This window comes from Specibacter sp. NPDC078709 (genome assembly GCF_040686795.1).
In the GTDB taxonomy this organism is placed as follows: domain Bacteria; phylum Actinomycetota; class Actinomycetes; order Actinomycetales; family Micrococcaceae; genus Specibacter.
The window spans coordinates 394246-415684 of the sequence record NZ_JBFBLU010000002.1 but is presented as its reverse complement, the minus strand read 5'-3'; the positions used below and the strand labels follow the sequence as shown (position 1 = coordinate 415684).

Annotated in this window: 18 protein-coding genes and 2 tRNA genes; 6 read left to right on the top strand and 14 right to left on the bottom strand. The window is 62.2% G+C overall.

Translation table 11 applies throughout. The features are described from left to right. Positions 1–3: 3 nt before the first annotated feature. The 6 genes from murA to leuC all read right to left on the bottom strand — a co-directional run bounded on the left by murA (position 4) and on the right by leuC (position 7446). Complete coding sequence (murA, locus tag AB0P14_RS05955; RefSeq protein WP_363839000.1) at positions 4–1341, bottom strand: UDP-N-acetylglucosamine 1-carboxyvinyltransferase; 1338 nt, start codon at positions 1339–1341, stop codon at positions 4–6. A gap of 388 nt (positions 1342–1729) precedes the next feature. Further along, on the bottom strand, positions 1730–3019 hold the full coding sequence (locus AB0P14_RS05950; protein WP_363838997.1) for a sugar ABC transporter permease: 1290 nt from the start codon (positions 3017–3019) through the stop codon (positions 1730–1732). Then, positions 3016–3942: an ATP-binding cassette domain-containing protein gene (locus AB0P14_RS05945; RefSeq protein WP_363838993.1), complete on the bottom strand. Its 927-nt coding sequence runs from the start codon at positions 3940–3942 to the stop codon at positions 3016–3018. The genes AB0P14_RS05950 and AB0P14_RS05945 overlap by 4 nt, the downstream gene beginning before the upstream one ends. Before the next feature lie 90 nt (positions 3943–4032). Beyond that, positions 4033–5154 carry a sugar ABC transporter substrate-binding protein gene (locus AB0P14_RS05940; RefSeq protein WP_363838990.1) on the bottom strand — a complete coding sequence of 374 codons (1122 nt, stop codon included), beginning with the start codon at positions 5152–5154 and terminating at the stop codon, positions 4033–4035. Between the two features lie 216 nt (positions 5155–5370). Then, positions 5371–5970, bottom strand: a complete 600-nt coding sequence (leuD, locus tag AB0P14_RS05935) for a 3-isopropylmalate dehydratase small subunit (RefSeq protein ID WP_363838987.1) — start codon at positions 5968–5970, stop codon at positions 5371–5373. 12 nt (positions 5971–5982) lie between these two features. Further along, positions 5983–7446 (bottom strand): 3-isopropylmalate dehydratase large subunit, encoded by a 1464-nt coding sequence (gene leuC, locus AB0P14_RS05930; RefSeq protein WP_363839372.1) that lies wholly within the window; start codon positions 7444–7446, stop codon positions 5983–5985. Between the two features lie 270 nt (positions 7447–7716). On the opposite strand from leuC, the gene AB0P14_RS05925 reads away from it, so the two are divergent. Both AB0P14_RS05925 and AB0P14_RS05920 read left to right on the top strand, forming a co-directional pair. Continuing rightward, a complete protein-coding gene (locus tag AB0P14_RS05925) occupies positions 7717–8436 on the top strand; it encodes an IclR family transcriptional regulator (RefSeq protein ID WP_110106717.1) in 720 nt (239 codons plus the stop codon). Positions 8437–8521: 85 nt separating this feature from the next. Beyond that, positions 8522–9055, top strand: a complete 534-nt coding sequence (locus AB0P14_RS05920) for a DUF1697 domain-containing protein (protein WP_363838984.1) — start codon at positions 8522–8524, stop codon at positions 9053–9055. Between the two features lie 35 nt (positions 9056–9090). Here AB0P14_RS05920 and AB0P14_RS05915 read toward each other — a convergent pair whose 3' ends face one another. From AB0P14_RS05915 to gltX, 7 genes are all read right to left on the bottom strand, one after another. Continuing rightward, positions 9091–10701 (bottom strand): GTPase, encoded by a 1611-nt coding sequence (locus AB0P14_RS05915; RefSeq protein WP_363838981.1) that lies wholly within the window; start codon positions 10699–10701, stop codon positions 9091–9093. After that, positions 10698–12419, bottom strand: coding sequence for a dynamin family protein (locus AB0P14_RS05910; protein ID WP_363839369.1), 1722 nt, complete (start codon positions 12417–12419; stop codon positions 10698–10700). Before AB0P14_RS05910 ends, AB0P14_RS05915 begins: the two co-directional genes overlap by 4 nt. Before the next feature lie 283 nt (positions 12420–12702). Next, complete coding sequence (locus tag AB0P14_RS05905; RefSeq protein WP_363838979.1) at positions 12703–13026, bottom strand: DUF4234 domain-containing protein; 324 nt, start codon at positions 13024–13026, stop codon at positions 12703–12705. 488 nt (positions 13027–13514) lie between these two features. Continuing rightward, positions 13515–13587: transfer RNA gene (locus AB0P14_RS05900), tRNA-Glu, on the bottom strand. A gap of 91 nt (positions 13588–13678) precedes the next feature. After that, positions 13679–13750 (bottom strand) — tRNA-Gln (locus AB0P14_RS05895). 129 nt (positions 13751–13879) lie between these two features. Continuing rightward, positions 13880–14680 carry an HAD family hydrolase gene (locus AB0P14_RS05890; RefSeq protein ID WP_363838976.1) on the bottom strand — a complete coding sequence of 267 codons (801 nt, stop codon included), beginning with the start codon at positions 14678–14680 and terminating at the stop codon, positions 13880–13882. A 5-nt stretch (positions 14681–14685) separates the two neighbouring features. Beyond that, positions 14686–16185, bottom strand: coding sequence for a glutamate--tRNA ligase (gene gltX, locus AB0P14_RS05885; protein WP_363838974.1), 1500 nt, complete (start codon positions 16183–16185; stop codon positions 14686–14688). Between gltX and AB0P14_RS05880 the strand changes: the two genes are divergently transcribed. The 4 genes from AB0P14_RS05880 to AB0P14_RS05865 all read left to right on the top strand — a co-directional run bounded on the left by AB0P14_RS05880 (position 16184) and on the right by AB0P14_RS05865 (position 19694). Further along, a complete protein-coding gene (locus tag AB0P14_RS05880) occupies positions 16184–16342 on the top strand; it encodes a hypothetical protein (protein ID WP_363838972.1) in 159 nt (52 codons plus the stop codon). The genes gltX and AB0P14_RS05880 overlap by 2 nt on opposite strands. 11 nt (positions 16343–16353) lie before the next feature. Next, on the top strand, positions 16354–16713 hold the full coding sequence (locus tag AB0P14_RS05875) for a metalloregulator ArsR/SmtB family transcription factor (protein ID WP_363838969.1): 360 nt from the start codon (positions 16354–16356) through the stop codon (positions 16711–16713). Beyond that, positions 16710–17195, top strand: coding sequence for an SRPBCC domain-containing protein (locus tag AB0P14_RS05870; protein ID WP_363838968.1), 486 nt, complete (start codon positions 16710–16712; stop codon positions 17193–17195). Before AB0P14_RS05875 ends, AB0P14_RS05870 begins: the two co-directional genes overlap by 4 nt. A 348-nt stretch (positions 17196–17543) precedes the next feature. Then, a complete protein-coding gene (locus AB0P14_RS05865; RefSeq protein ID WP_363838964.1) occupies positions 17544–19694 on the top strand; it encodes a hypothetical protein in 2151 nt (716 codons plus the stop codon). 132 nt (positions 19695–19826) lie between these two features. On the opposite strand, the gene AB0P14_RS05860 is transcribed toward AB0P14_RS05865, so the two are convergent. Further along, complete coding sequence (locus AB0P14_RS05860) at positions 19827–21314, bottom strand: amino acid permease (RefSeq protein ID WP_363838961.1); 1488 nt, start codon at positions 21312–21314, stop codon at positions 19827–19829. Positions 21315–21439 lie beyond the last annotated feature (125 nt).

Here is a 21439-nt window from a genome sequence, read left to right as displayed (position 1 = left end):
TCTCTAGCCTACGAACTTTGTGGAATCGTGCACGTCGAAGTCAGCGCCGAGTCCCTGCAGCTTGGTGGTAAAACGTTCGTAGCCGCGGCTGATGACGTCAATGCCGGTCACGGTGGAGGTTCCTTCGGCTGCAAGAGCCGCGATCATGTGGCTGAAGCCGCCCCGTAGATCGGGGACGTTGATGTTGGCGCCCTTCAGAGGTGTTGATCCTGAAATGACGGCCGAGTGAACAAAGTTGCGCTGCCCAAAGCGGCACGGAATACTGCCCAGGCACTCGCGATGAAGCTGGATGTTGGCGCCCATCCGGGTCAGTGCCTTGGTGAAGCCGAAACGGTTTTCGTACACGGTTTCGTGGACGATTGAGACGCCCTCGGCCTGGGTCAGGGCGACCACGAGTGGCTGCTGCCAGTCAGTCATGAAGCCGGGGTGCACATCGGTTTCTAGAACCAGCGGTTTCAAGGCGCCGCCCTTGTGGAAGAAGCGGATGCCGTCGTCCTGGATGTCCATGCCGCCGCCGATTTTGCGGAAGGTGTTCACGAACGTCATCATGTCGCGCTGGCTAGCGCCTTCAACATAGATGTCGCCGCCGGTGACGAGCGCAGCCGAGGCCCAGGATGCGGATTCGTTGCGGTCCGGCAGGGCGGTGTGATCGTAGCCGGTGAGCTCGGTGACGCCCTCAATGCGAATGGTCCGGTCCGTCTGCACGGAGATGATGGCGCCCATCTTTTGCAAGATGGCGATCAAGTCAATGATCTCCGGCTCAGTGGCGGCACCGGAAAGTTCGGTGATGCCTTCGGCGCGAGTGGCGGAAAGCAGCACCTGTTCGGTGGCACCGACGCTGGGGTACGGCAGGGAAATCTTAGTGCCCTGGAGTCCGTTGGGTGCGGTGATGGAGATGCCGCCGCCGGTCTTTTCAACGATGGCACCAAACTTGCGCAACACATCCAGGTGGTAATCGATGGGACGGTCACCGATTTTGCAGCCACCCAAGTCAGGGATGAAGGCGTGGCCGATCGAGTGAATCAGCGGTCCGCACAACAGGATCGGAATACGTGAGTCACCGGCGTGAGTGTTAATCTCGGCGCTGGATGCCTTCTTGGCGTTGGAAGGGTCCATGGTCAGATCCCCTGTGACGGGGTCCTTTTCCACCTTGATGCCGTGAATCTGGAGCAGCGAGGTTACGACCTCGACGTCCTTGATTTCGGGTACATTGCGTAGCGTTGAGGGCGAATTGCCCAACAAGGCCGCCACCATCGCCTTAGGTACGAGGTTTTTGGCACCGCGCACCTGTACGCGTCCCTTTAGCGGAACACCGCCACGGACTGTCAGAATTCCGCTCATTGTCACCTAATCCTCTGTTCCATCTTTTTGCCCGTTGGCCTACGGGGTTCTCCCGGGCCCGCCGGGCGCCTCCCGGTACACGCCGGGGCTTCAGTCAAGCATAGTTTCTTCGCTACGGATGCTGAAATGTGCGGGAGCCGGTTGGCTGCTTGGGGTCGTTGGCTACTGGTTACTGGCTACTGGCTGCCTAGTTGTTCGGGATTGCTGCATCTGCCACGGGGGTTGGAGTTTGCCAGCAAGCGACGGTGAGACTCATACCGGGGCTGGCATCCGCGCGGCCTAGCAGTGCGCCAAGACCCAGCACAGGACAGGGGCAATTGAGTAGGCGGTGCCGGGTTCCCGTGCCCTCTGTCCCGCCACGCCTCCTGTGGACGCCGTCGTCGTAGCTTTAGGCCTGCCCGTGGCTCGCCCGTGAGCGGCGTGAGAGCGAGTCGATAATGACCGCCAGCAGTAGCACCGCCCCGGTGATCATGTAGCGGATTGAGGAGTCTAGATTGAGCAGGGTCAGCCCGTTGGAAATCGATTGGATCACCAAGATGCCCAACAGCGCCGAGTACGCACTTCCGCGTCCACCAAACAGGCTGGTTCCGCCAATAACTGCCGCGGCGATGGCGACCAGGTTGGTGTCTCCGCCGCCGCTTGACAGGCTCGCCGAGGTCAGCCGCGCCGAGGCGAGCAGTCCGCCAAGGGCCGCGAAAAATGTGCCCAACATAAGTACCGAGATGTAAATGCGGTTGACCTTGATGCCAGCGCGCCTGGCGGCCTCCACATTGCCACCGACGGCGAAGACCGAGCGACCCCAACGTGTGCGGGTCAAGAAGAAATTCATCACCACCACCAGGATGACGAACAGCAGAAACATCATCCCAATGCCCCGGTCCGTCGCCAAGTACGCAACCACCACAATCAAAATCACCAAGAGCGCCACGCTCTTGATGACCATGAGGGACACCGGCCCGGTGGACAAGCCCGCACCGCGACGGCGCCTGGCACGCATCCAATCCGAGGAAAAGGTGCCGCCCGCGGCTAGCACAGCCAACACGATGGCCAGCCACGGTGGTAGGAACCAGCCCTGCGCAAACTGGACAATCCAGGAATCGTAAGGGAGGTTGATGGACCCGTTCGGTCCCAGCACCCGCAGCTGCAAGCCAAGGAAGGCGAGCAGCCCGGCTAGGGTGATCACGAATGTCGGAACGCCAAATCGGGTAAACAGCAGCCCGTAAATGAGGCCGATGAGGACCCCGACAGCCAAGGCCACAATCACTGCGAACCAGATGGGCCATCCGGCGCTTGTGATGCCCACACCCAGGATGGCCGCGGACAGGCCACTGATGGAACCGATCGACAGGTCGATCTGCGCCACCAGCAGCACCAGCACCACCCCGATGGCAATGGTGCCGGTGGCAGCACACTGCAGCGATAAGTTCACCAGATTATTGGCGGAGAGGAAGTTGGGATTCATGATCTGGAAGATCGCCCAGATAATGACCAAACCCGCCACCACGGGAAGTGATCCGAGGTCACCGACGGACACACGACGTCGGAATGATGTGATGGCGCCGCCGATGCCTTCCTCGGCGGCGAGCCGCTCGTCCTGCCGATCGGCCGCCAGCGCTGCAGCAGAGTCTGGGCCTGGGCCGGAAGTCGGTGACTTTGCAGGGCCGCTGGTTGAAGTCATAGCTGTTGTCCCTCCTCGGTGCTGTGGCGGATGATGGATGGATCCGCTCCGGGTCCGTCACCGCGATCATCCGGTTGCGGACCCCCGCGCTGGGTGGAATCAGCTTTGGACAGGGACGTCTGGGCAGTCTGGGCGCTTGCCCGTCGTGTCACGGCGTTATCACTGGCGCCGGTGATGGCGGCGATGATGTCCTCATAGCTGACATCGGCCACCATGAAGTCACCGTTGTTGCGTCCCAGCCGCAGCACGACAACGCGGTCTGCAACTGCTTGCACGTCCGCCATGTTGTGGCTGATGATCACCACGCCCAGGCCGCGTTCGCGCAACCGTTCAACGAGGTTGAGTACTTCGGCGGTTTGGGCGACGCCGAGGGCAGCAGTCGGTTCATCCAGGATGACAACCGCCGGTTCACCAATCAGCGATCTGGCAATGGCGACCGTTTGGCGTTGCCCTCCGGAAAGTGAGGCCACGGCGATCCGTACCGAGGGAATCTTCGCGGACAACTGCCGCAGCAATTCCCACGAACGTTTCTCCATCTCTTCTTCTTTGAGTGTAAAACCACCCATTTCATGCCCTAGGAAAAGGTTTGAGACCACATCGAGGTTGTCGCACAGTGCCAAGTCCTGAAACACGGTGGCCACTCCCAGTGCCCGTGATTCTGACGGCGACGAGATGGAGACTTCCTTGCCGTCGAAGCTGATGGTCCCAGAATCCTGCGGGTGAACCCCCGCCAGTATCTTGACCAGGGTTGACTTGCCAGCACCGTTGTCACCGACAATGGCAACTACTTCGCCGCGGAAGATGTCAAGATCCACCGCATCGAGGGCCCTGACGGCACCAAAACTCTTGGAAATTCCACGCAGACTCACCACTGGTTCCCCAGCGGGTCCGGTGTGTTCAATGGAGGGTGCTGGCTGAGTCACGGGCACTTCCTTCAATTCGGCGGGTGGAGACGTTGCTATGGCACTTTTACGTCGGCGCCGTTTTACAACAGCGCCGACGTAAAAATGTGGTTATTTGATGCCGGCCTTATCGCACGCTGCCTTGTAGTCTGCAGTGCAAATCTCGGCCACAGTGTAGAAGCCGTCCTTCACCACCGTGGATGCAATGGTGTCCACCGTGACGGCCACCGGGACCAGCAGGAACGACTGAATGTCCGCGCCGCCCTTGGTTTTCACGGTGACATCACCCTTGGGGTTGTTTCCTGCGGTGAGGTCGATGGCGAGTTCGGCAGCCTTCTCAGCTTCGGGCTTGAGGGCCTTGTACACGGTCATGTACTGGTCTCCGCTGAGGATGCGCTGGATTCCTGCCAGTTCCGCGTCCTGTCCGGTGACCGGGGGAAGCGGTGAAACGCCGGCTGCCTTCATGGCTGCGATGGATGCGCCACCCACGCCGTCATTGGCGGCATAGACGCCCTTGATTTGGCCCTTGAACTGAGTCAGCTGGCCGGCCACCCAGTCCTGTGCCTTGGCGGGTTCCCACCCTGGTGTGTCAAATTCGGCCAGGACCTTGTAGCCACTGGCGTCAATGATGGTGTGCGCGCCCTTCTTGAACTGGCTGGCGTTGTTGTCCGTGGGTGAACCATTGACCATGAGGATGCCGCCATCACCGGGTGCGACGCCGTCGGCCTTCAGTTTGTCGACAAGGGCTGTGGCCTGCAGCTCACCCACCTTCTCGTTGTCGAAGGAAATGTAGTAGCTGAGGTCTGCGCTGTTGATGAGCCGGTCGTAGGAGATGACCGGAACGTTTTGTGCCTTCGCGGCCGCAGCGATGGCGGCTGCTGCCTCGCCGTCAAAGGGATCCAAAACCAGAACCTTGACGCCCTGGGTCAGCATCGACTCGGCCTGCTGTTGCTGCTTGGCTGCGTCGCCGTCCGCATTGGCGTAGAGCACTTTACAGTCGGCGCAGAGTTCTTTGACTTTGGCTTCGAAGTAAGGCTTGTCTGCACTTTCATACCGTGCCGTGACAGAGTCCGGCAGGAGCAGCCCAATCTGGGCATTGTTGGCGGCGCCTGAACTTGTATCCGGGCTTGAACCTGGGGTAGTTTCGGCCCCGTTTGAGCATCCCGCAAGGACACCCATTGTCAGAATGAATGCGGCGCCGACGGCTACCACTTTCTTCGTGGCGATCTTCATTGGAAAAACCTCCCGATCTGCGCCGCCGGCTTTGGCGGTTGGCTTCAGCGTTACACTGGAAGGTTTGGCCGTCAAGGGGTGGACGTGCTGCTCTGCCGACGCCACGCATCGGCGGGCCAGCCGCGGAAGGCGAGGTCCCGGCGTCGTACTTCTGGTCATCCAACGCAAAAGCCGGCCCATCCCGAAGGGGACGGACCGGCTTTTGGCGGCGGGAAGTTAGAACTTCGCCGGCAGCGTGAGCGGCTTGATGGCCGGGCGCTTGGCCTCGAACGCGGTGATATCCGGTTCGTTGCGCAGCGTCAGGCCAATGTCATCGAGGCCTTCGAGCAGACGCCAGCGGGTGTAATCGTCCACCTGGAACGGGGCAACAACCGTGCCGGCCGTGACCATCTTGGCCACCAGATCGACCCTGACCTCTGTGCCGGGAGCGTTTTCGAGAACCTTCCAGATCAGCTCGATGTCATCTTGGGCAACCTCGGCGGCCACGAGCCCCTGCTTGCCCGAGTTGCCTCGGAAAATATCGGCGAACCGCGAGGACAGCACAGCCTTGAAGCCATAGTCCTTCAGCGCCCAAACAGCGTGCTCGCGTGAGGAACCCGTGCCGAAATCGGCGCCAGCAACCAGCACCGAACCGGCCGAATACGGCTCCTGGTTCAGGATGAATTCCGGATTCTTGCGCCAGCTCGAGAACAGCGCGTCCTCGAAGCCGGTGCGGGTGATCCGCTTGAGGTAAACGGCGGGGATGATCTGGTCCGTGTCAACGTTGCTCTGGCGCAGCGGGACACCAATACCGGTGTGGGTGGAAAACTTTTCCATGGTGTGAGCTCCTTACGCTACGGTGCTTGCGGCAACAGGTGACAGGTCCGACGGCGAGCTGAGAGTTCCGCGAATAGCGGTAGCAGCTGCCACAACAGGAGAGACGAGGTGGGTTCGGCCACCCTTACCCTGCCGGCCTTCGAAGTTGCGGTTTGAGGTGGACGCGCAACGCTCGCCCGGCTCCAGCTGATCCGGGTTCATGCCCAGGCACATGGAGCAACCGGCAAAGCGCCACTCGGCACCGAAGTCCAAGAACACCTTGTCCAGGCCTTCAGCCTCGGCTTCAAGGCGGACGCGGGCGGAACCGGGAACCACCAGCATGCGGATGTTGGGATCCTTTTCGCGGCCGCGGATGATGTCCGCAGCAATGCGCAGATCCTCGATCCGGGAGTTGGTGCAGGAGCCCAGGAACACCGTGTCAACTCGGATGTCCTTCATGGGCGTGCCGGCTTCCAGATCCATGTAGGCCAGTGCGCGCTCGGCGGCGGCCTTGGCGTTTTCATCGGCAAAGTCCTCCGGGTTGGGAACGTTATCGCTCAGCGAAACGCCCTGGCCGGGGTTGGTGCCCCAGGTGACGAACGGTTCCAAGGTGTTGGCGTCCAGGAAGACCTCGGCGTCAAATTCGGCGTCGGCCTCTGTGGTCAGCGACTTCCAGTACTCAACGGCGTCATCCCACTCCTGGCCAACCGGAGCGTGGGCGCGGCCCTTGAGGTACTCGAACGTAATCTCATCGGGAGCGATCATGCCGGCACGGGCGCCGGCTTCAATGGACATATTGCACACGGTCATGCGGGCATCCATGGACAGTGCCCGGATGGCCGAGCCGCGGTATTCCAGCACGTAGCCCTGGCCACCACCGGTACCGATCTTGGCAATCACGGCCAAGATGATGTCCTTCGAGGTGACGCCGGGGCGCAGCGTGCCTTCAACGTTGATGGCCATGGTCTTGAACGGCTTCAGCGGCAACGTCTGAGTTGCCATGACGTGCTCAACTTCAGAGGTACCAATGCCGAACGCCAACGCGCCAACGGCACCATGGGTTGAAGTGTGAGAGTCGCCGCACACCACGGTCATGCCCGGCTGAGTCAGACCCAGCTGCGGGCCCACCACGTGGACGATCCCCTGTTCGGCATCGCCCAGTGAGTGCAGCCGGACGCCGAACTCGGCGCAGTTGTTGCGCAGTGTCTGGATCTGGGTGCGGCTGGTCAGATCCGCGATGGGCTTATCAATGGCCAGCGTGGGAGTGTTGTGATCCTCCGTGGCGATGGTCAGATCGGGACGGCGCAGCGGCCGGCCCGCCAAACGCAGTCCTTCGAAGGCCTGCGGTGAGGTGACTTCGTGGATCAGGTGAAGGTCGATGTAGAGAAGGTCGGGCTGGGCAGCGTCGCCCTCGCCTTCGCCTTGGCGGACAACGTGATCGCGCCACACTTTTTCTGCCAGCGTCTTTGCAGCCCTGCGCGGGGCAGACGGTGCCACTTCTACTGCGTCTACTGCGTGGGGAGTGATTGACTCGCTCACAGCAGCTCCCTTCACTTGTTGAAACTCTTGTTGAATCACTGGTTATTCCACTGGCCCAATTGTTGGTTTGGCCGTTTGCGATGCCGTGCCGTAGTGGCCCCTTCGCTTAGAATTGAAGGCAACTTCCGGTGGATTCTTTGCTTGTATACCTCTACTGTTTCAGCCCCTTCCGGGCGGAAGCCAATTCTTCGATTGGCATCTCACATAATGAGACCGTAATATCATTACATGGACAATTCTAGTGGCGTTGGCGTCATCGACAAAGCGGCTCTTGTGCTTGATGCATTGGAAGCCGGACCCACAACCTTGGCTCAGCTTGTTGCAGCCACCGGTTTGGCCCGGCCTACGGTGCACCGGTTGGCACTAGCCTTGGTACATCACAGGCTGGTCAGTCGCGATATGCAGGGCCGTTTTGTGCTCGGCAGCAGGCTCGTAGAGCTGGCCTCGGCCGCGGGCGAGGACCGACTCATTGCCGCCGCCGGACCCGTTCTGCTGCAATTGCGTGACTCCACCGGCGAAAGTGCTCAAATTTTCCGCCGCCAAGGCGATTCCCGCGTCTGCGTGGCCTCCGCCGAACGGCCCATCGGCCTGCGCGACACCATTCCCGTGGGCACGCAGCTGACCATGAAGGCTGGCTCCGCCGCACAGGTATTGCTCGCATGGGAAGACCACGAACGCTTGCTCGAAGGCCTGCACAATGCCCGCTTCACCCCCACCGTTCTGGCTGGCGTCCGACGCCGCGGCTGGGGACAATCGCTCGGCGAACGCGAGCCCGGCGTGGCCTCGGTATCGGCTCCCGTGCGTGGCCCCTCCGGCCGTGTCATCGCCGCCGTCTCCATCTCCGGCCCCATTGAGCGCCTCACCCGCCAGCCCGGCCGCCTGCACGCCGAAATTGTGTGCAACGCATCCCGGATCCTGACCGAGGCACTGCGCAAAAGCACTTCGTAGCCGATTTTTGCCGCGCGCAGCTTCAGGGGCGCCGCGCAATTTCAGTGACACGCGCCGGCATCCACCCGTCGGGTAGTGTGTGCGCATGAGCAAATATGCTGTGTTCCTTCGCGGGATCAACGTCGGCGGCATCAAGGTAAAGATGGCCGAACTCCGCACAGCACTGGCCACCCTGCCCATCAGCAAAGCCCGAACACTGCTGGCCTCGGGAAACATCGTCTGCACGGCAGAGGTCTCCGCCCCAGAGCTGAAAACCATGGTCGAGACCCTGTTGCGCGAACGCTTCGGCTACGACGCCTGGGTGGTTGTCATCGACCAGCCCACCCTGGAATCCATCATCGCCACCTGCCCCTACCCTGCCGACGATGACTCCACCCACTGCTACATCACGCTCTCCTCGGACCCCGCCACCCTCGACGATCTGGCGCGGCAGGGTGGTGCGATTCCCGGCGTCGAACTTGTCAGACTCAGCCCCGAGGCGCTCGCCTGGACGGCTCCTGCCGGGGGAACATTGGATAGCCCGTTCAGCAAACTCTCGGCCAAACCGCGCTATAAAAGTACGACGACGACCCGCAACGTGCGCACCCTCGTGAAGTGCCGCGACACGATGGTTGGGTGACGGCGCCACCGGACGCCCCAAACAACCCCCAGGGCTTAGCGGGTCTCGGCCAGAGCCTCTCGGAATGCGCGGAAATGGGCAATCTCGGCCTCGGTGGGATCCACCACGAGCGTCTCCCCCGTGGCAGCAACGCTCTCACGCAGCCGCCGTCTGGCTAGCGAAGCCCTGCCGCTGGCCCCAGCCGCCGCCAAGAACTTCGACGTGATGGCCAGGAAAATGCCCAGCACCACGCCAGCGAGCACCATCAAGGTGGGCAGCGGCCAGCCTTCCACCTTGGGCACCTCGGGAACAGGCATTTGGAAGTAGGCCAGCGCGGCGAGCACACCCAACCACACCAGACCGCCCACGGCCACCAGTAGTGCCAGCCACTGAATTACGGAGAACACCGGCCACCACCAAGCGCGGGTGTTGGCTTTCAGATCGGTGCCAGCCACGGCCTGATCCAAAGCGTCGGGCAACTCGGCACGATTGCTGCGCGCGGCGGCCCGGATGGAGGCACGCCACGGACCAGATGAGCCGGCGCTGGCGGCATCGGCAAAGTCGCGGACGCTGGAATCCAGCTGCGCCAACTCGGCAGCCCCGGCCGCTGGCAGCGAGGTCCGGTTCACCTCAGAAGTGCCCTCGCGGCGCAGACTCAAACGGCGCAGCGGATCCTTGCGGAAGCGAGAAATCCAGCGAGTTACCGGCCATCCCGTCCGCTTGGTGGCATCCAACTTGTAGGAAGCGCGCACCGCAGACACAACGTTTTCTACGTGGGCGGCATTGGCCAGCCCGGCAGCCAGCGCCTTACGGTCCTGTTGGTGCACGCCGGCCGCTTCGCCTTCACCGGATGCTTCGGCCAGACGTTGGGCGGCCACGGAAACATCAGCGGCAAGCCGTGCAGACTTGGCGGCCTTGGCCTTCACCACGGTGGCGATCCGAGTACGCAGCTCCGGCACGCCCTGGCCCGTCAAGGCCGAGACGCCGGAGATTTTCACGTTGGAAAGTCCGTCGCGGTCCAGGATAGAAGCCAGCGATTCCAACACAGGCTTGACCTCGGCGGAATCCAGCTTGTCGATCTGATTCAGGACCATCAGGGTCACGTCGGCGTGGGTGGAGAAGGCCCGGATGAAGTCATTGTGGATGGCGGCATCGGCGTACTTTTGCGGATCCAAGACCCACACCAGCACATCCACCTGCCCGGCCAACCGTTCCACAATGGCTCTGTTACTCAACTGCACCGAATCGAAATCCGGCAAATCCAGCAGGACCAACCCGCCGGCGTCGTCCATCAGGCCGGGAACTGGCTTACCCTCGCGGCGATCGGCGATCTCCAGCCAGTCCAACAGTGGCGCGCTGCCCTCCATGCCCCAGATCATGGCGAGCGGCTCGCTGGTGGTGGGCCGGCGCACGGCAACCCGGGCGGCATCCGCGCCAGAGACGGCGTTGAACAGCGAGGACTTCCCACTTCCGGTAGCCCCGAAGAAGCCCACCACCGTGTGATCGGCGCTGAGCGAACGGCGTGAAGTGGCGCGTTCAAGGACGCCGTAGACGTTCTCCAGGGCGGCGTCATCGAGCCGCCCTTCGCCCAATTCGCGGGCTTGGTTAAGTGCGGCGAGTTTGCGATCCAGCGTCGATTCGGTGCGACTTTCGCGGTGCCGACTCATGCCTTGCTCCCTTGCGTTCCGAGCTTTCCGAGCTGCTTGGCGAGTTCCGACAGGCGTTTCGAATCAGCTTGCGCAGGAGCGAGCCTGTCCAGAAAACGCTGTTGCTGACCTTCCAAAAGACCTGCGCAACGCTTCTCGAGTGCTGCTTTGGCCTCCTTGGCCAGCCGGCGCACGGCATCCTCGCCGAAGATTGCTTCCAGCAATTTTTGACCCACGACGGCGGTGCCTCCGGCGATGCCCACCTCGGCTCCCGTCAGTCCCCCCGTGAAGGAAAAGACCACGACCATGAGGATGACCCCGAGACCGTTGACGCCGAAGGAAAGCCAGCGTGCTTGGGAGCGTTTGGAGGCGCCTTCGGAGCGGATGAGCGCCAGCACTTCACCTTGCCAGGCCCTGATTTCAGCGGCAACTTGGTCCGGGAAATCTGCGGTGACGCCTGAGAGGTCATCGAGTCCGAGTAGCTGGCGGCCGGCGGGATCTGCCCGCCAGCGCTGATCTGCATCCTCTGCCGCTCGTGCGGCCTGATCCAGGATGACTGCCTGCAACCCGGTTTCAATGGCTGTTTCAACCTTGACCGCTGGTGGCGGCTGGCCCTTGAAGAACGCGCCAATCCTGTCGCGGAAGCGGCCAATGTTGCTTTCCAACGCTCGGAAGAATTCGCCGGTGCCCACGAAGTCCTGCCAGCGGGCCAGGACTTCTCCGCGCAGGAGGGTACCGTCACTGGTGGACTGGGCGATCCTCGTCGCAGCGTCCGCGAAGGCAGCCCGGACGTCTTCGCCCAACTGGCTTCCGGCGTCGTGCTGGTCTTGGACAGCTTGGGACAACATGGTGAGGCGCTCGGAAAGGGAACGCACGGTGCCGTTGAGCGTGCGGCGGACGATCTCCGCGCGGCCGGTGGCATCCTCGCTGATGTTGGCCAGCCAAGCGTTGATGGGCTGGACAGACTCGGGCGGGAGCATGCCGAGCTCGTTCAGGGTGGCCTCGGGAACTACGAATAATTGCGCACCGGCCAGCCCCTCGCGGTTCAGCATGGCGTGGAGATCGTCTGCAACTTCCTGCTCGGCGCCGGCTGGGACACGGTCCAAGATGATGGCCACGGTGATGTCACGCGAGGCGGCGTCCAGGAGGAGTTTCCACGGCACGGCGTCGGCGTAGCGGTTGGCGGTGGTGACGAAGAGCCAGAGATCCGCCGCTGCCAGCAGCTGCCCGGCAAGCTGGCGGTTGTCATCGGAAATTGAGTCCACATCGGGTGCATCCAGGAGCGCCACGCCTTGGGGCACGGCTTGATCGGCAACGAGGACCAGAGACGTCATGGCGCCCGCGTCTGGGGACGCGCCGGCGCGGGAGGCCGGGGTGTTCGCCTTGACCAGCTCACCGTGCACCCTGCTTAAGGTGGGCAGCACCCGGTTGGAGGTGAACCAGTCAGCATCCTGCGGGTGGTGGAGCAAGATTGGCTGGCGCGTGGTGGGGCGAATGGCACCGGATCGAGTAACAGGGTGGCCCACCAAGGCGTTGACGAGCGTCGATTTTCCTGCGCCGGTGGAGCCGCCCACCACTGCCAACAGCGGAGCGTCCAGACTGCGCCAACGCGGCAGGATGTAGTCATCTAGCTGGCCGAGGGCATTGGCTGCCGTGGTGCGGGCTTCCTGCGCGCCGGGCAGCGCAAGGGGCAACTGCAGTGCGGCCAGTTCAGCACGGGCACTTTCGAGCAGCTCAATGGCTGCCTCTTGCTCCGCCGCGCCGGCGCCGTTGCCAGCGCCATGGCCGGCACTGGTGCTGCCGGGGTAGTTTCCGGAGTAACTCGAATCGGTGGGGTTCACAAGCCTTATCATGCCAGTTCGGCGCCTAGTTTCTGCACATTGGCCGTGTTCCGGTACAGAATTGTTGTGCCGGGGGTTGTATCAGTGGGGGCGAGGCCTAGGTGCCACGTTTCCCGGTACGACAATGCCCCCGTCACCTGAGCGTCGGGGGCATTGTGGTGATGGAGGTGTGCTGTTGGGCCTAGTACACGGCCTTCAGCTGCGTTCCGCCGCCAACAGCGGAAGTATTCAGGCTGCTCTGTGCTACGGCAGCGCCAATGGGGCCCAGGAGCAACAAAAGCCAGAACGCGGCGTGCCTGCTCATTCCTGATACTCCCTCCACACCAACCGCGAATCGCCACATGCACCAGATGTCCGCAATCGGCACTAGCAGCAGCCATGCGGTGGGGATGCCAGCGCCACGAGCATTCATTTCGATCTTGGTCTTGACGTACCAAACGATCGAGTAAATACCGAAGGTCATGAAGGGAAGAAGTAAGGGCGCGGCCGGACTGCGACGTTTCATGGGGATCCTTTGATCGAGCAAAGCCGGTGTGGCGGGAACAATCAGAGGACATTCTAGGCACGTGTGCGCAGCAGCCCGGCAAATAAGTCCTCACAGCATCCGCCATATTTCGCCGGGACAGTGGCTGGGTCCCGCACCTCGACTTTGAAACAGCAGCAAATGCGATCTACACCCCACCGCCGATTCGACATCGCAGATACGGCGATGAATCCGCGATTTTTACCGCATCAGCTGCAGTTTGGAACCGGACGCTAGTGGCACGGGATCTCGAATTTTGGCCGCTAACCCCCTCACTCGAGTCCCCAGATATGGCCCGTTTAATCGCATTTTCGGCGCCAGATGTGGCGACTCGAAGATGGCGATCGTGGAAGCCACTGACATGCCCGGGGCTGTACACACATTTTGGCCGCTAACCCGCTAACCCGCAGCTGGGCCCCAAAAGGGCACAGCAAAAAGGCCGGAAACCCGTAGGTTTCCGGCCTTGCTTGTGACCCCAGCGGGATTCGAACCCGCGTTACCGCCGTGAGAGGGCAGCGTACTAGGCCGCTATACGATGGGGCCCTAATACATCCGTTTTTTGCTACCGAACTTCAAGAATAATACTTGAAGATCTACTCGCATGCCAACCGAAAAGCAGCTTATCTAATAAGCGCTGGGATACCAGGACTCGAACCTAGAATGTCGGTACCAGAAACCGATGTGTTGCCAATTACACCATATCCCAATGGCTACGTTCTGCCGTGAAATCCGCGGGTTTCCCCGGTCTCTCTGCGGCCCTCGCGCCGGGATAAAACTATACCCGAGAGTTTCCGGATCGCCAAAACGAAAAGGGTCTTTTAGCGTGAGGCCTGCGTCACATCAGCCGTGCAGGCGCCGGGAGCCCCAGCATCACTCCAACTTCAGCCAGAGTCAGCACCTCTTGGATACCATCCAGAACATCAGAGCCAACTCCAAGCGCTCCGGGAGCCGGCACAGAATCCCTGTTCAACCACACACTGGACAGGCCAGCACAAACGGAACCAACGCCGTCGAGCATGTAGTTGTCCCCCACATAGAGGGTCTCTTCCGGAACAGTGCCCAGCTGACGGCACCCTTCCAGGAAAATCGCGGGGTTGGGCTTCGCCACTCCTACAGTGTCGATGCCAACCAGAACAGCAATGCGTGCCAAGCCTGCCTGGTCCAGCTTGGCGCGCTGGTAGTCGTGCACGTTGTTGCTGACAGCGCCGTAAGGGATCCCAGCGGCGTCCAGAGCGTCCAGTAGCGGCACCACATCGGCAAACGCGCGGATGGAGCGTGGCTGGGCCGCTTCAAAGTCCGCGATCCACTGCGCTTCGGTGTCAGCTGAAAAGTCCACGCCCAGTTTGTCGAAGACCACCCTGGCACGCAGACCACGCTGCTGGTGGAACGTGAATTCGCCGGCGACGTAGCGATCGTAGTAGCGCTGCTGATCAGCCATATACAATGCCGAAAAGTCATCCCACCCCGCGTCAGTGCAGCCGGGCAACAAGGCTGAGGAGGCAAGCACCATGGCGTCCTTCATGGCCGCCACAAGGTCTACGAGGGTTTCATCGATATCAAACAAAACACCGCTGACCCGCCCAACAAAAGGGGCGGGGTCAATGGTGTTCTTGTTGTAGGAAGCACTAAGCGTCAAAGCGTTTAGCCTTTGAACGAGCGCAGGCGGGTCAGCGAGGATTCCTTGCCCAGGATCACCATGGACTCGAAGAGCGGCGGTGAAATCTTACGCCCGGACAGTGCCGTGCGGACGGGGCCGAAGGCGAAGCGTGGCTTGATGCCAAGGCCCTCAACCAGTGCGGACTTCAGCGCGGTCTGGATGGACTCGGCATCCCAGCCCGGAAGCGCCTCCAGAGCTGCCAGGGCAGCATCCAGAACCTCAGTCAGGTTCTCCGGCATGCCCTTGAGGGAATCCTCGGCGACGTCAACGGCGTCGTCCTTCTTGAAAAGGAAGGCAATCATCTCAGGAGCCTCGCCCAGCAAGGTGATGCGCTCCTGGACCAACGGGGCGGCCTCGGTGAGGATTTCCTCCTCGCGCGGTGTCAAAACATCCCCCACCAGACCGGCAGCCTGCAGGTACGGAACCAAGCGGTTGCGGAAGTCAGTTGCTTCGAGCATGCGCACGTGCGTGCCGTTGATGGCCTCGGCCTTCTTGATGTCGAAGCGTGCCGGGTTGCCCAGAACATCGTGGATATCGAACTTCTCCACGAGCGTCTCCACGGTGAAGATGTCCTCATCGGCAGAGAGCGACCAGCCCAACAGCGACAGGTAGTTCAGCAGGCCCTCGGGGATGAACCCGCGGTCACGGTGCAAGAACAGGCTCGACTCGGGATCGCGCTTGGAAAGTTTCTTGTTGCCGGCGCCCATGACGTAGGGCAGGTGGCCGAACAGCGGCATGTACGCAGCAACGCCCACCGCGTACAGGGCCTCATACAAGGCAACCTGGCGGGGCGTGGAGGAGAGCAAATCTTCGCCGCGCAACACGTGAGTGACGCCCATCAGGGCATCATCGACGGGGTTCACCAGCGTGTACAACGGCGCACCGTTGGGGCGGACAATTGCGTAGTCCGGGACTGATCCTGCCTTAAAGGTGATCTCGCCCCGGACCAAGTCGTTGAACGTGATGTCGCGGTCCGGCATACGCAAGCGCAGCGCCGGTTGGCGACCCTCGGCCTTGAAAACAGCAATCTGCTCGGCGGTGAGGTCACGGTCAAAGTTGTCGTATCCAAGCTTAACGTCCCGGCCGGCAGCCTTGTGACGATCCTCCACCTCTTCGGGTGTGGAATAGGACTCATAGGCGTGCCCGCCGGCAACCAGCTTGGCGATGACGTCCGTGTAGATGTCACCGCGCTGCGACTGGCGGTACGGCTCGTGCGGGCCACCAACTTCAACACCTTCATCCCAGGTGATGCCGAGCCACTTCAGGGCGTCGAGCAGCTGGAGGTAGCTTTCCTCGCTGTCACGCTTGGCATCGGTGTCTTCGATGCGGAAGATCATCTTGCCGCCGGTGTGGCGGGCGTAGGCCCAGTTGAACAGGGCCGTGCGGATCAGCCCAACGTGGGGCGTTCCCGTGGGCGACGGGCAGAAGCGCACCCGGACAGGAGTTTCGGCGGTGACAAGGGGGATTAAGGCAGCGTTAGTCATGATGGAACCCAGTTTAGCCGCCCTGTCGATGCTTGCCCGCATTGGCTCCCCAGTTTCGAGTACGACGCCGGACCTTCCCACCTTGGGTGCCACGGCGCCGGCCGACTTGGGTGGTGCGCCCGAAAAAGACCTTGACATGGTTTTTCCGCGGGAGTAATCTGCAACCAAATGGTTGTAGATCAGCTCAGTGAAGAAACCGTCGACCGCCTGTTCCAGGCCCTCTCGGATGCCACCCGGCGCGACATTGTCCGGCGTGTTTCCGGTGCCTCGCTTTCAGTGTCCAGCCTCGCCGCGTTGTACGCCATGAGTTTCGCCGCGGTCCAAAAGCATGTGGCCGTACTGGAGCGCGCGTCCTTGGTCACCAAGGAAAAGCGCGGACGCGAGCAGCTGGTCCAGGCCAACCCGGACGGTTTAGTACTGGCCCAGCGACTGCTCGATGAATTCGAAGAGATCTGGCGGCAGCGCGCCGCGCGGATCACCAACATCCTGATGGAAGATCCCAAATCTCACACTAAGGAAATGTCATGACCGTCACCAGCTCCATCAAAAGCCCAGAGGCACTCACCCTCGCCATCACGGCAGAGTTCACGGCCGCCGTCGAACGCGTCTGGCAGATCTGGGAGGACCCGCGCCAGCTCGAGCGCTGGTGGGGCCCGCCGAGTTATCCGGCAACTTTTGAGGCCTTCGACTTCCAGCCTGACGGGCTGGCCAGTTACTTCATGACCAGCCCCGACGGCACGAAGCCGCGCGGCTGGTGGAAGTTCACAGCCATCACAGCGCCCTCCCTGCTTGAGCTCGACGACGGTTTTGCCGACGACAACGGCGATCCCATCACCGACATGGGGACTGCGCACATGGTCGTCTCCTTGGCGGAGCTGGACGGGCGCACCTTGATGACCATCACCACCACGTTCGAAAGCACCGAGCAGATGGAGCAGATGGTGGCCATGGGCATGGAAGAAGGCATGCGCGATGCCATGGGCCAGATCGACGCCATCCTCACGGAATAGCAGCCTTCACGCGAGCGTGACGGCGGCTGGCATCTCGCAGGCCTTTTTAGACAAAAGGGACGGCGCTTGCGGGAAAAGACGGTTGTCTACCGCCGTCTTTTCCCGCAAGCGCCGTCCCCACGAAAGTCCCCTTTGAAAAAGCATCCCGAACCCGGCAGGGTGACAAGAACGCTGCCAGCAACCGCTCCTGGCCGTCGAGTTGCGACATCAATGGCAACGGGCGCAAGGCAATTTTGGTAACAATTACATAACGGCCAACTTAACTTCAGCACCCTCATGTAGGTTACTCGTCAGTAGCTTAAGTTGTTAGCTACATCACATGCTGCCAACTTTCGTGAGGAACTGCCCATGCCCCGCAGCACTGCAGGCGCACCGTTGCATAGGTCCGCCAGACACCATTACATTGCCCACGCCATCCTTGGCCTGATGGTGCTGGGGCTCATCGTGTTCTTCGCCCTGACCACAACCAAAATTGCCACTGGTGCTTCACAGCTTCACGATGGCACCAAGCTCACCTCCGCAGGCGCCAACAAACTCAACCAGGGAGCCACCGACCTGGACGATGGCGCAGCGGCCTTGTCAAAGGGTGCAGCCACTGCGGCGGAAGGAGCCACGGCAGCCAACGACGGCGCCGCCAAACTTGCCAGCGGGGCAACGGCACTGCACCAAGGCATCGAGGACAAACTGGCACCGGGACTTGCCAGCGCCAACGACGGCGCCCTGGCCTTGTCCAACGGAGCAGCCAAGACTGCCGCCGACGTGCGCAACAAGCTTGCCCCTGGCGTCTACTCCGTGGACGACGGCGCAGATCAGCTTGCCGCCGGCGGGACCGAACTCAATGCCGGCGCAGCAACCATCGCCGACGGTGTGAAGAACCAACTGGCCCCGGGCATCTTTACGGCAAACTCCGGCGCCAAGGAACTCTTTGCCGGATCCAAGACGCTGAAGTCCGGTGCTGCCACCTTGGCCAACGGCGTTGCCACCCAGTTTGCCCCCGGCCTCGGCGCAGTGGACACAGGTGCGGGCAATGCGGCAGCCGGAGCCGGCACGCTCAATGCCGGCGCGCAACAATTGCGTGCAGGCGCCGCAGCAGCCGCCACCGGCGCATCAGCACTGGGTGCCGGGGCCGCGCAGGCCAATGCCGGGGCACAGCACGTTAGTGCCGGTGCGCAAGGGTTGGCAGCCGGCGTCGAGCAACTCTCGGCAGGGCTCACCCCCACTTCCACCGGTGCGGATCCGCAAAACCTTGCCGACGGCGTGAACCAGCTGGCGGCAGGGGCAATGCAATTGGCAGGCCACGGCTCCACTGCGGATGCTCCCGCACAGGGCGTCGCCGCCCTGAATGAGGGATTGTCCCAGCTCCTCGCCTATTCCACGGCCAATCCCGGCACGCCTGTGGGCGCGTTGCTGGACAAACTGGCGGCGTTGGAGGCAGGAGCCCAACAGGCTGCAACGGGCAGCTCCACTCTTGCTGCCGGAACCCAGCAACTCAAAGCCGGCTTTGGCGTATTGGGCCAGAAACTCAACAGCACCGACGCGAGCAATCCCGGACTTGTGGCGGGTGCACAGCAACTCTCAGCGGGAGCCCAACAGCTCGCCGGTGGCATGACACAAATATCTGCAGGGCTCAACGGTGTGCCCAATGACGCCACACAGCCCGGACTCGTCGCAGGCACCCAACAGCTCGCCGACGGCGCCTTGGAAGTTTCCAACGGAACCAAGCAGCTCGCCGAGGGCACCACGGCACTGCATGCCGGGACCCGGCAATTGATGGCCGGCCTCCACGGCCAGCCAAACGATGCCTCGCAGCCGGGCATTCTCAACGCAGTGAAAGCCCTCGCCGCCGGATCCAGCTCACTTTCCACGGGTACGGGGAAACTCTCCGATGGAACCGAACAAATCGCTGCAGGTTTGACAGGCACGGCGGGCAAGCCGGGTCTCATTGACGGCACCGCCGACCTTGCCGCTGGCAGCTCGACGCTGGCAGTAGGCACGCAAAAGCTCTCAGCGGGCACCCAACAACTGGTCTTCGGCATGAATGGCACTCCCGGAGATCCCGAGAAGCCCGGACTGCTCTACGCGACCCGCAACCTGGAATCAGGATCGGAGAAGCTCTCAGCCGGCACGCAGGCGCTCAATGAGGGCGTGGCGGGAACACCGGAACTCACCGGATCCGGCCTTCTGGCCGGCAGCAAGACGCTGTCCGACGGAGCCGGAAAACTCGCCGAGGGCACCACGGCCTTGGCAGAGGGAAACTCCAAGCTCGCAGCAGGCTCCACCGCGCTTGCCGACGGGGCAAGCCTCCTGTCTGAAGGAGCCGGAACCTTGGCAGAGGGCAACACCCAAGTGGCCGACGGCACCTCGGAACTGTACTCCGGCGTATCAGCGGTCACCCCCGCCGCAGCACCGGCACCCATCCTGGCCATCCTCGGCGTCATTCTGGTCGCCATTGCGCTGACGGTGATGCTTCGCCGCCGGGGCGCAACCCGCAAGGAATGAGCACCAACGCACGGCTGTAACACCCGCAGCTCCTGCCCACTTGCTCCGCACCAGCGGAGCTGAGGGCAGGAGCTGCGGCGTTGTGGGCTCAGCTCCCGGGCAGCTCCCGGGCCGTCCCCCACCAGGGAAACATCAGCTGAACAGTTCGCTCTTGGGCTCGTTCTTCTTCACGAACTGCCAGCCGAACCACAGCACCAGAGCCAGCACCGGAACCGTGCAGAGGGTCCACAGACCGAGGAGGAATTCTCCGCCGTCGGGCTTGGCCAGGGTGTCAAAGCCAATCAGCACGGTGATGACCAGCAGCGCACCGAGCCCGATCCAGCTGGTCCACGGGGAACCCGGCATCGGCAGCGAGGAGACCCTGCCCTTCTTCTTGCGCAGCATGATCTGGCAGGCAAAAATGGACGACCATGTGAAGATGACGCCGATCGATGCGGTGTTCAGTGCGAGGTCGAACGCATAGCTGCCGCCCAGCCAAATGTTCGCCAGCACACCCACCGCATACACGCCAGCGATGCTCAAAATCGCCGCGTACGGGACATAGCGCCCGGACATGCGGGTCAGCCAGGCCGGAGCGTGCCCGTTGTTGGCCATGGTGCGGAAGATCCGGCCAATGGAATACAGCCCCGAATTGCAGGACGACAGGGCCGCGGTAATGACCACGAAGTTCATGACCGAGCCCACCCAGTCCAGCCCCATCGTGGCGAACACCGTAACGAACGGACTCTCCCCCGACTTGTACTGATCCGAGGGCATCAGCATGGCCAGCAGTGAGACCGAGCCAACATAGAACACCACAATGCGAAGCACGACGGCGCGGATCGCCTTGGGCACTTCCCGTTCCGGATTCTTCATCTCACCTGCCGTGATGCCCACGAGTTCAATGGCATTGTAGGCAAAGATGACGGCGTTCAGGGCCAGGATCATGACGAGCCCGCCCTTGGGGAACATGGTGCCGCCATGGAACAAGTTGTTCACGGTGGCGTTCGTTTCCCCCACCTGGGCGTTCATGAGAACCATCGCGGCGCCCACCACCAGGAAGATCACCAGGGCGCCGACCTTCAGGCAGGCCGCCCAAAACTCAAACTCGCCAAACGCCTTGACGCTGAGCAAGTTCACAGCGACCAGCAGCGCCAGGGCACACAGGGCACTGATTTCCACCGGCACGCCCGGGAAGAAGTACTGGAAGTACAGGCCTATAGCGATCAGTTCGGCAATGCCTGTCATCGCCCAGTTGATGAAGTACATCCAGCCGGAGAGGTAGGCACCCTTCTTGCCAAACAACTCGCCCGCGTAGGACACAAAGGACCCCGACGTCTGCCGGTACATGATCAGCTCGCCCAGCGCCCGCATCAGCAGGTACGCGATGACCCCGGCGATGGCGTAGGAGAAGATCAGGGCCGGGCCGGTGCTGGCCAGCCGCCCGCCCGCCCCCATGAAAAGTCCGACGCCGATCGCCCCGCCCATGGCGATCATGGTCACGTGCCGCCGGGACAGCGTCTGCTGGTAGCCCTCCGCGGAAACTTTGTCTGCGTCTTGTCCGGGGCCCGCACCGTTCCCGGGGCTGCCTTTTCCGGTCCCGAATGGTGTGGGAGCAGTGTCGATGACGTCGTGTGACACGCAAAATCCTTAGGTTGGCGATCGTCCTGTCATGCACATCCCCGGGTTTTCGCGGAATTTCGCCACCTGGCGGGCAAAGGACTTGGAGAGTCTACTCCCGCAACCTTGGGGTCCCGGGCCCGCCT

What these genes read in the sequence shown, in the direction of transcription:
- murA (WP_363839000.1), bottom strand. Translation starts at nt 1,341, where the DNA reads ATGAGCGGAATTCTGACAGTCCGTGGCGGTGTTCCGCTAAAGGGACGC.
- AB0P14_RS05950 (WP_363838997.1), bottom strand. Translation starts at nt 3,019, where the DNA reads ATGACTTCAACCAGCGGCCCTGCAAAGTCACCGACTTCCGGCCCAGGC.
- AB0P14_RS05940 (WP_363838990.1), bottom strand. Translation starts at nt 5,154, where the DNA reads ATGAAGATCGCCACGAAGAAAGTGGTAGCCGTCGGCGCCGCATTCATT.
- leuD (WP_363838987.1), bottom strand. Translation starts at nt 5,970, where the DNA reads ATGGAAAAGTTTTCCACCCACACCGGTATTGGTGTCCCGCTGCGCCAG.
- AB0P14_RS05925 (WP_110106717.1), top strand. Translation starts at nt 7,717, where the DNA reads ATGGACAATTCTAGTGGCGTTGGCGTCATCGACAAAGCGGCTCTTGTG.
- AB0P14_RS05920 (WP_363838984.1), top strand. Translation starts at nt 8,522, where the DNA reads ATGAGCAAATATGCTGTGTTCCTTCGCGGGATCAACGTCGGCGGCATC.
- AB0P14_RS05915 (WP_363838981.1), bottom strand. Translation starts at nt 10,701, where the DNA reads ATGAGTCGGCACCGCGAAAGTCGCACCGAATCGACGCTGGATCGCAAA.
- AB0P14_RS05905 (WP_363838979.1), bottom strand. Translation starts at nt 13,026, where the DNA reads ATGAAACGTCGCAGTCCGGCCGCGCCCTTACTTCTTCCCTTCATGACC.
- AB0P14_RS05880 (WP_363838972.1), top strand. Translation starts at nt 16,184, where the DNA reads ATGATGGAACCCAGTTTAGCCGCCCTGTCGATGCTTGCCCGCATTGGC.
- gltX (WP_363838974.1), bottom strand. Translation starts at nt 16,185, where the DNA reads ATGACTAACGCTGCCTTAATCCCCCTTGTCACCGCCGAAACTCCTGTC.
- AB0P14_RS05875 (WP_363838969.1), top strand. Translation starts at nt 16,354, where the DNA reads ATGGTTGTAGATCAGCTCAGTGAAGAAACCGTCGACCGCCTGTTCCAG.
- AB0P14_RS05870 (WP_363838968.1), top strand. Translation starts at nt 16,710, where the DNA reads ATGACCGTCACCAGCTCCATCAAAAGCCCAGAGGCACTCACCCTCGCC.
- AB0P14_RS05865 (WP_363838964.1), top strand. Translation starts at nt 17,544, where the DNA reads ATGCCCCGCAGCACTGCAGGCGCACCGTTGCATAGGTCCGCCAGACAC.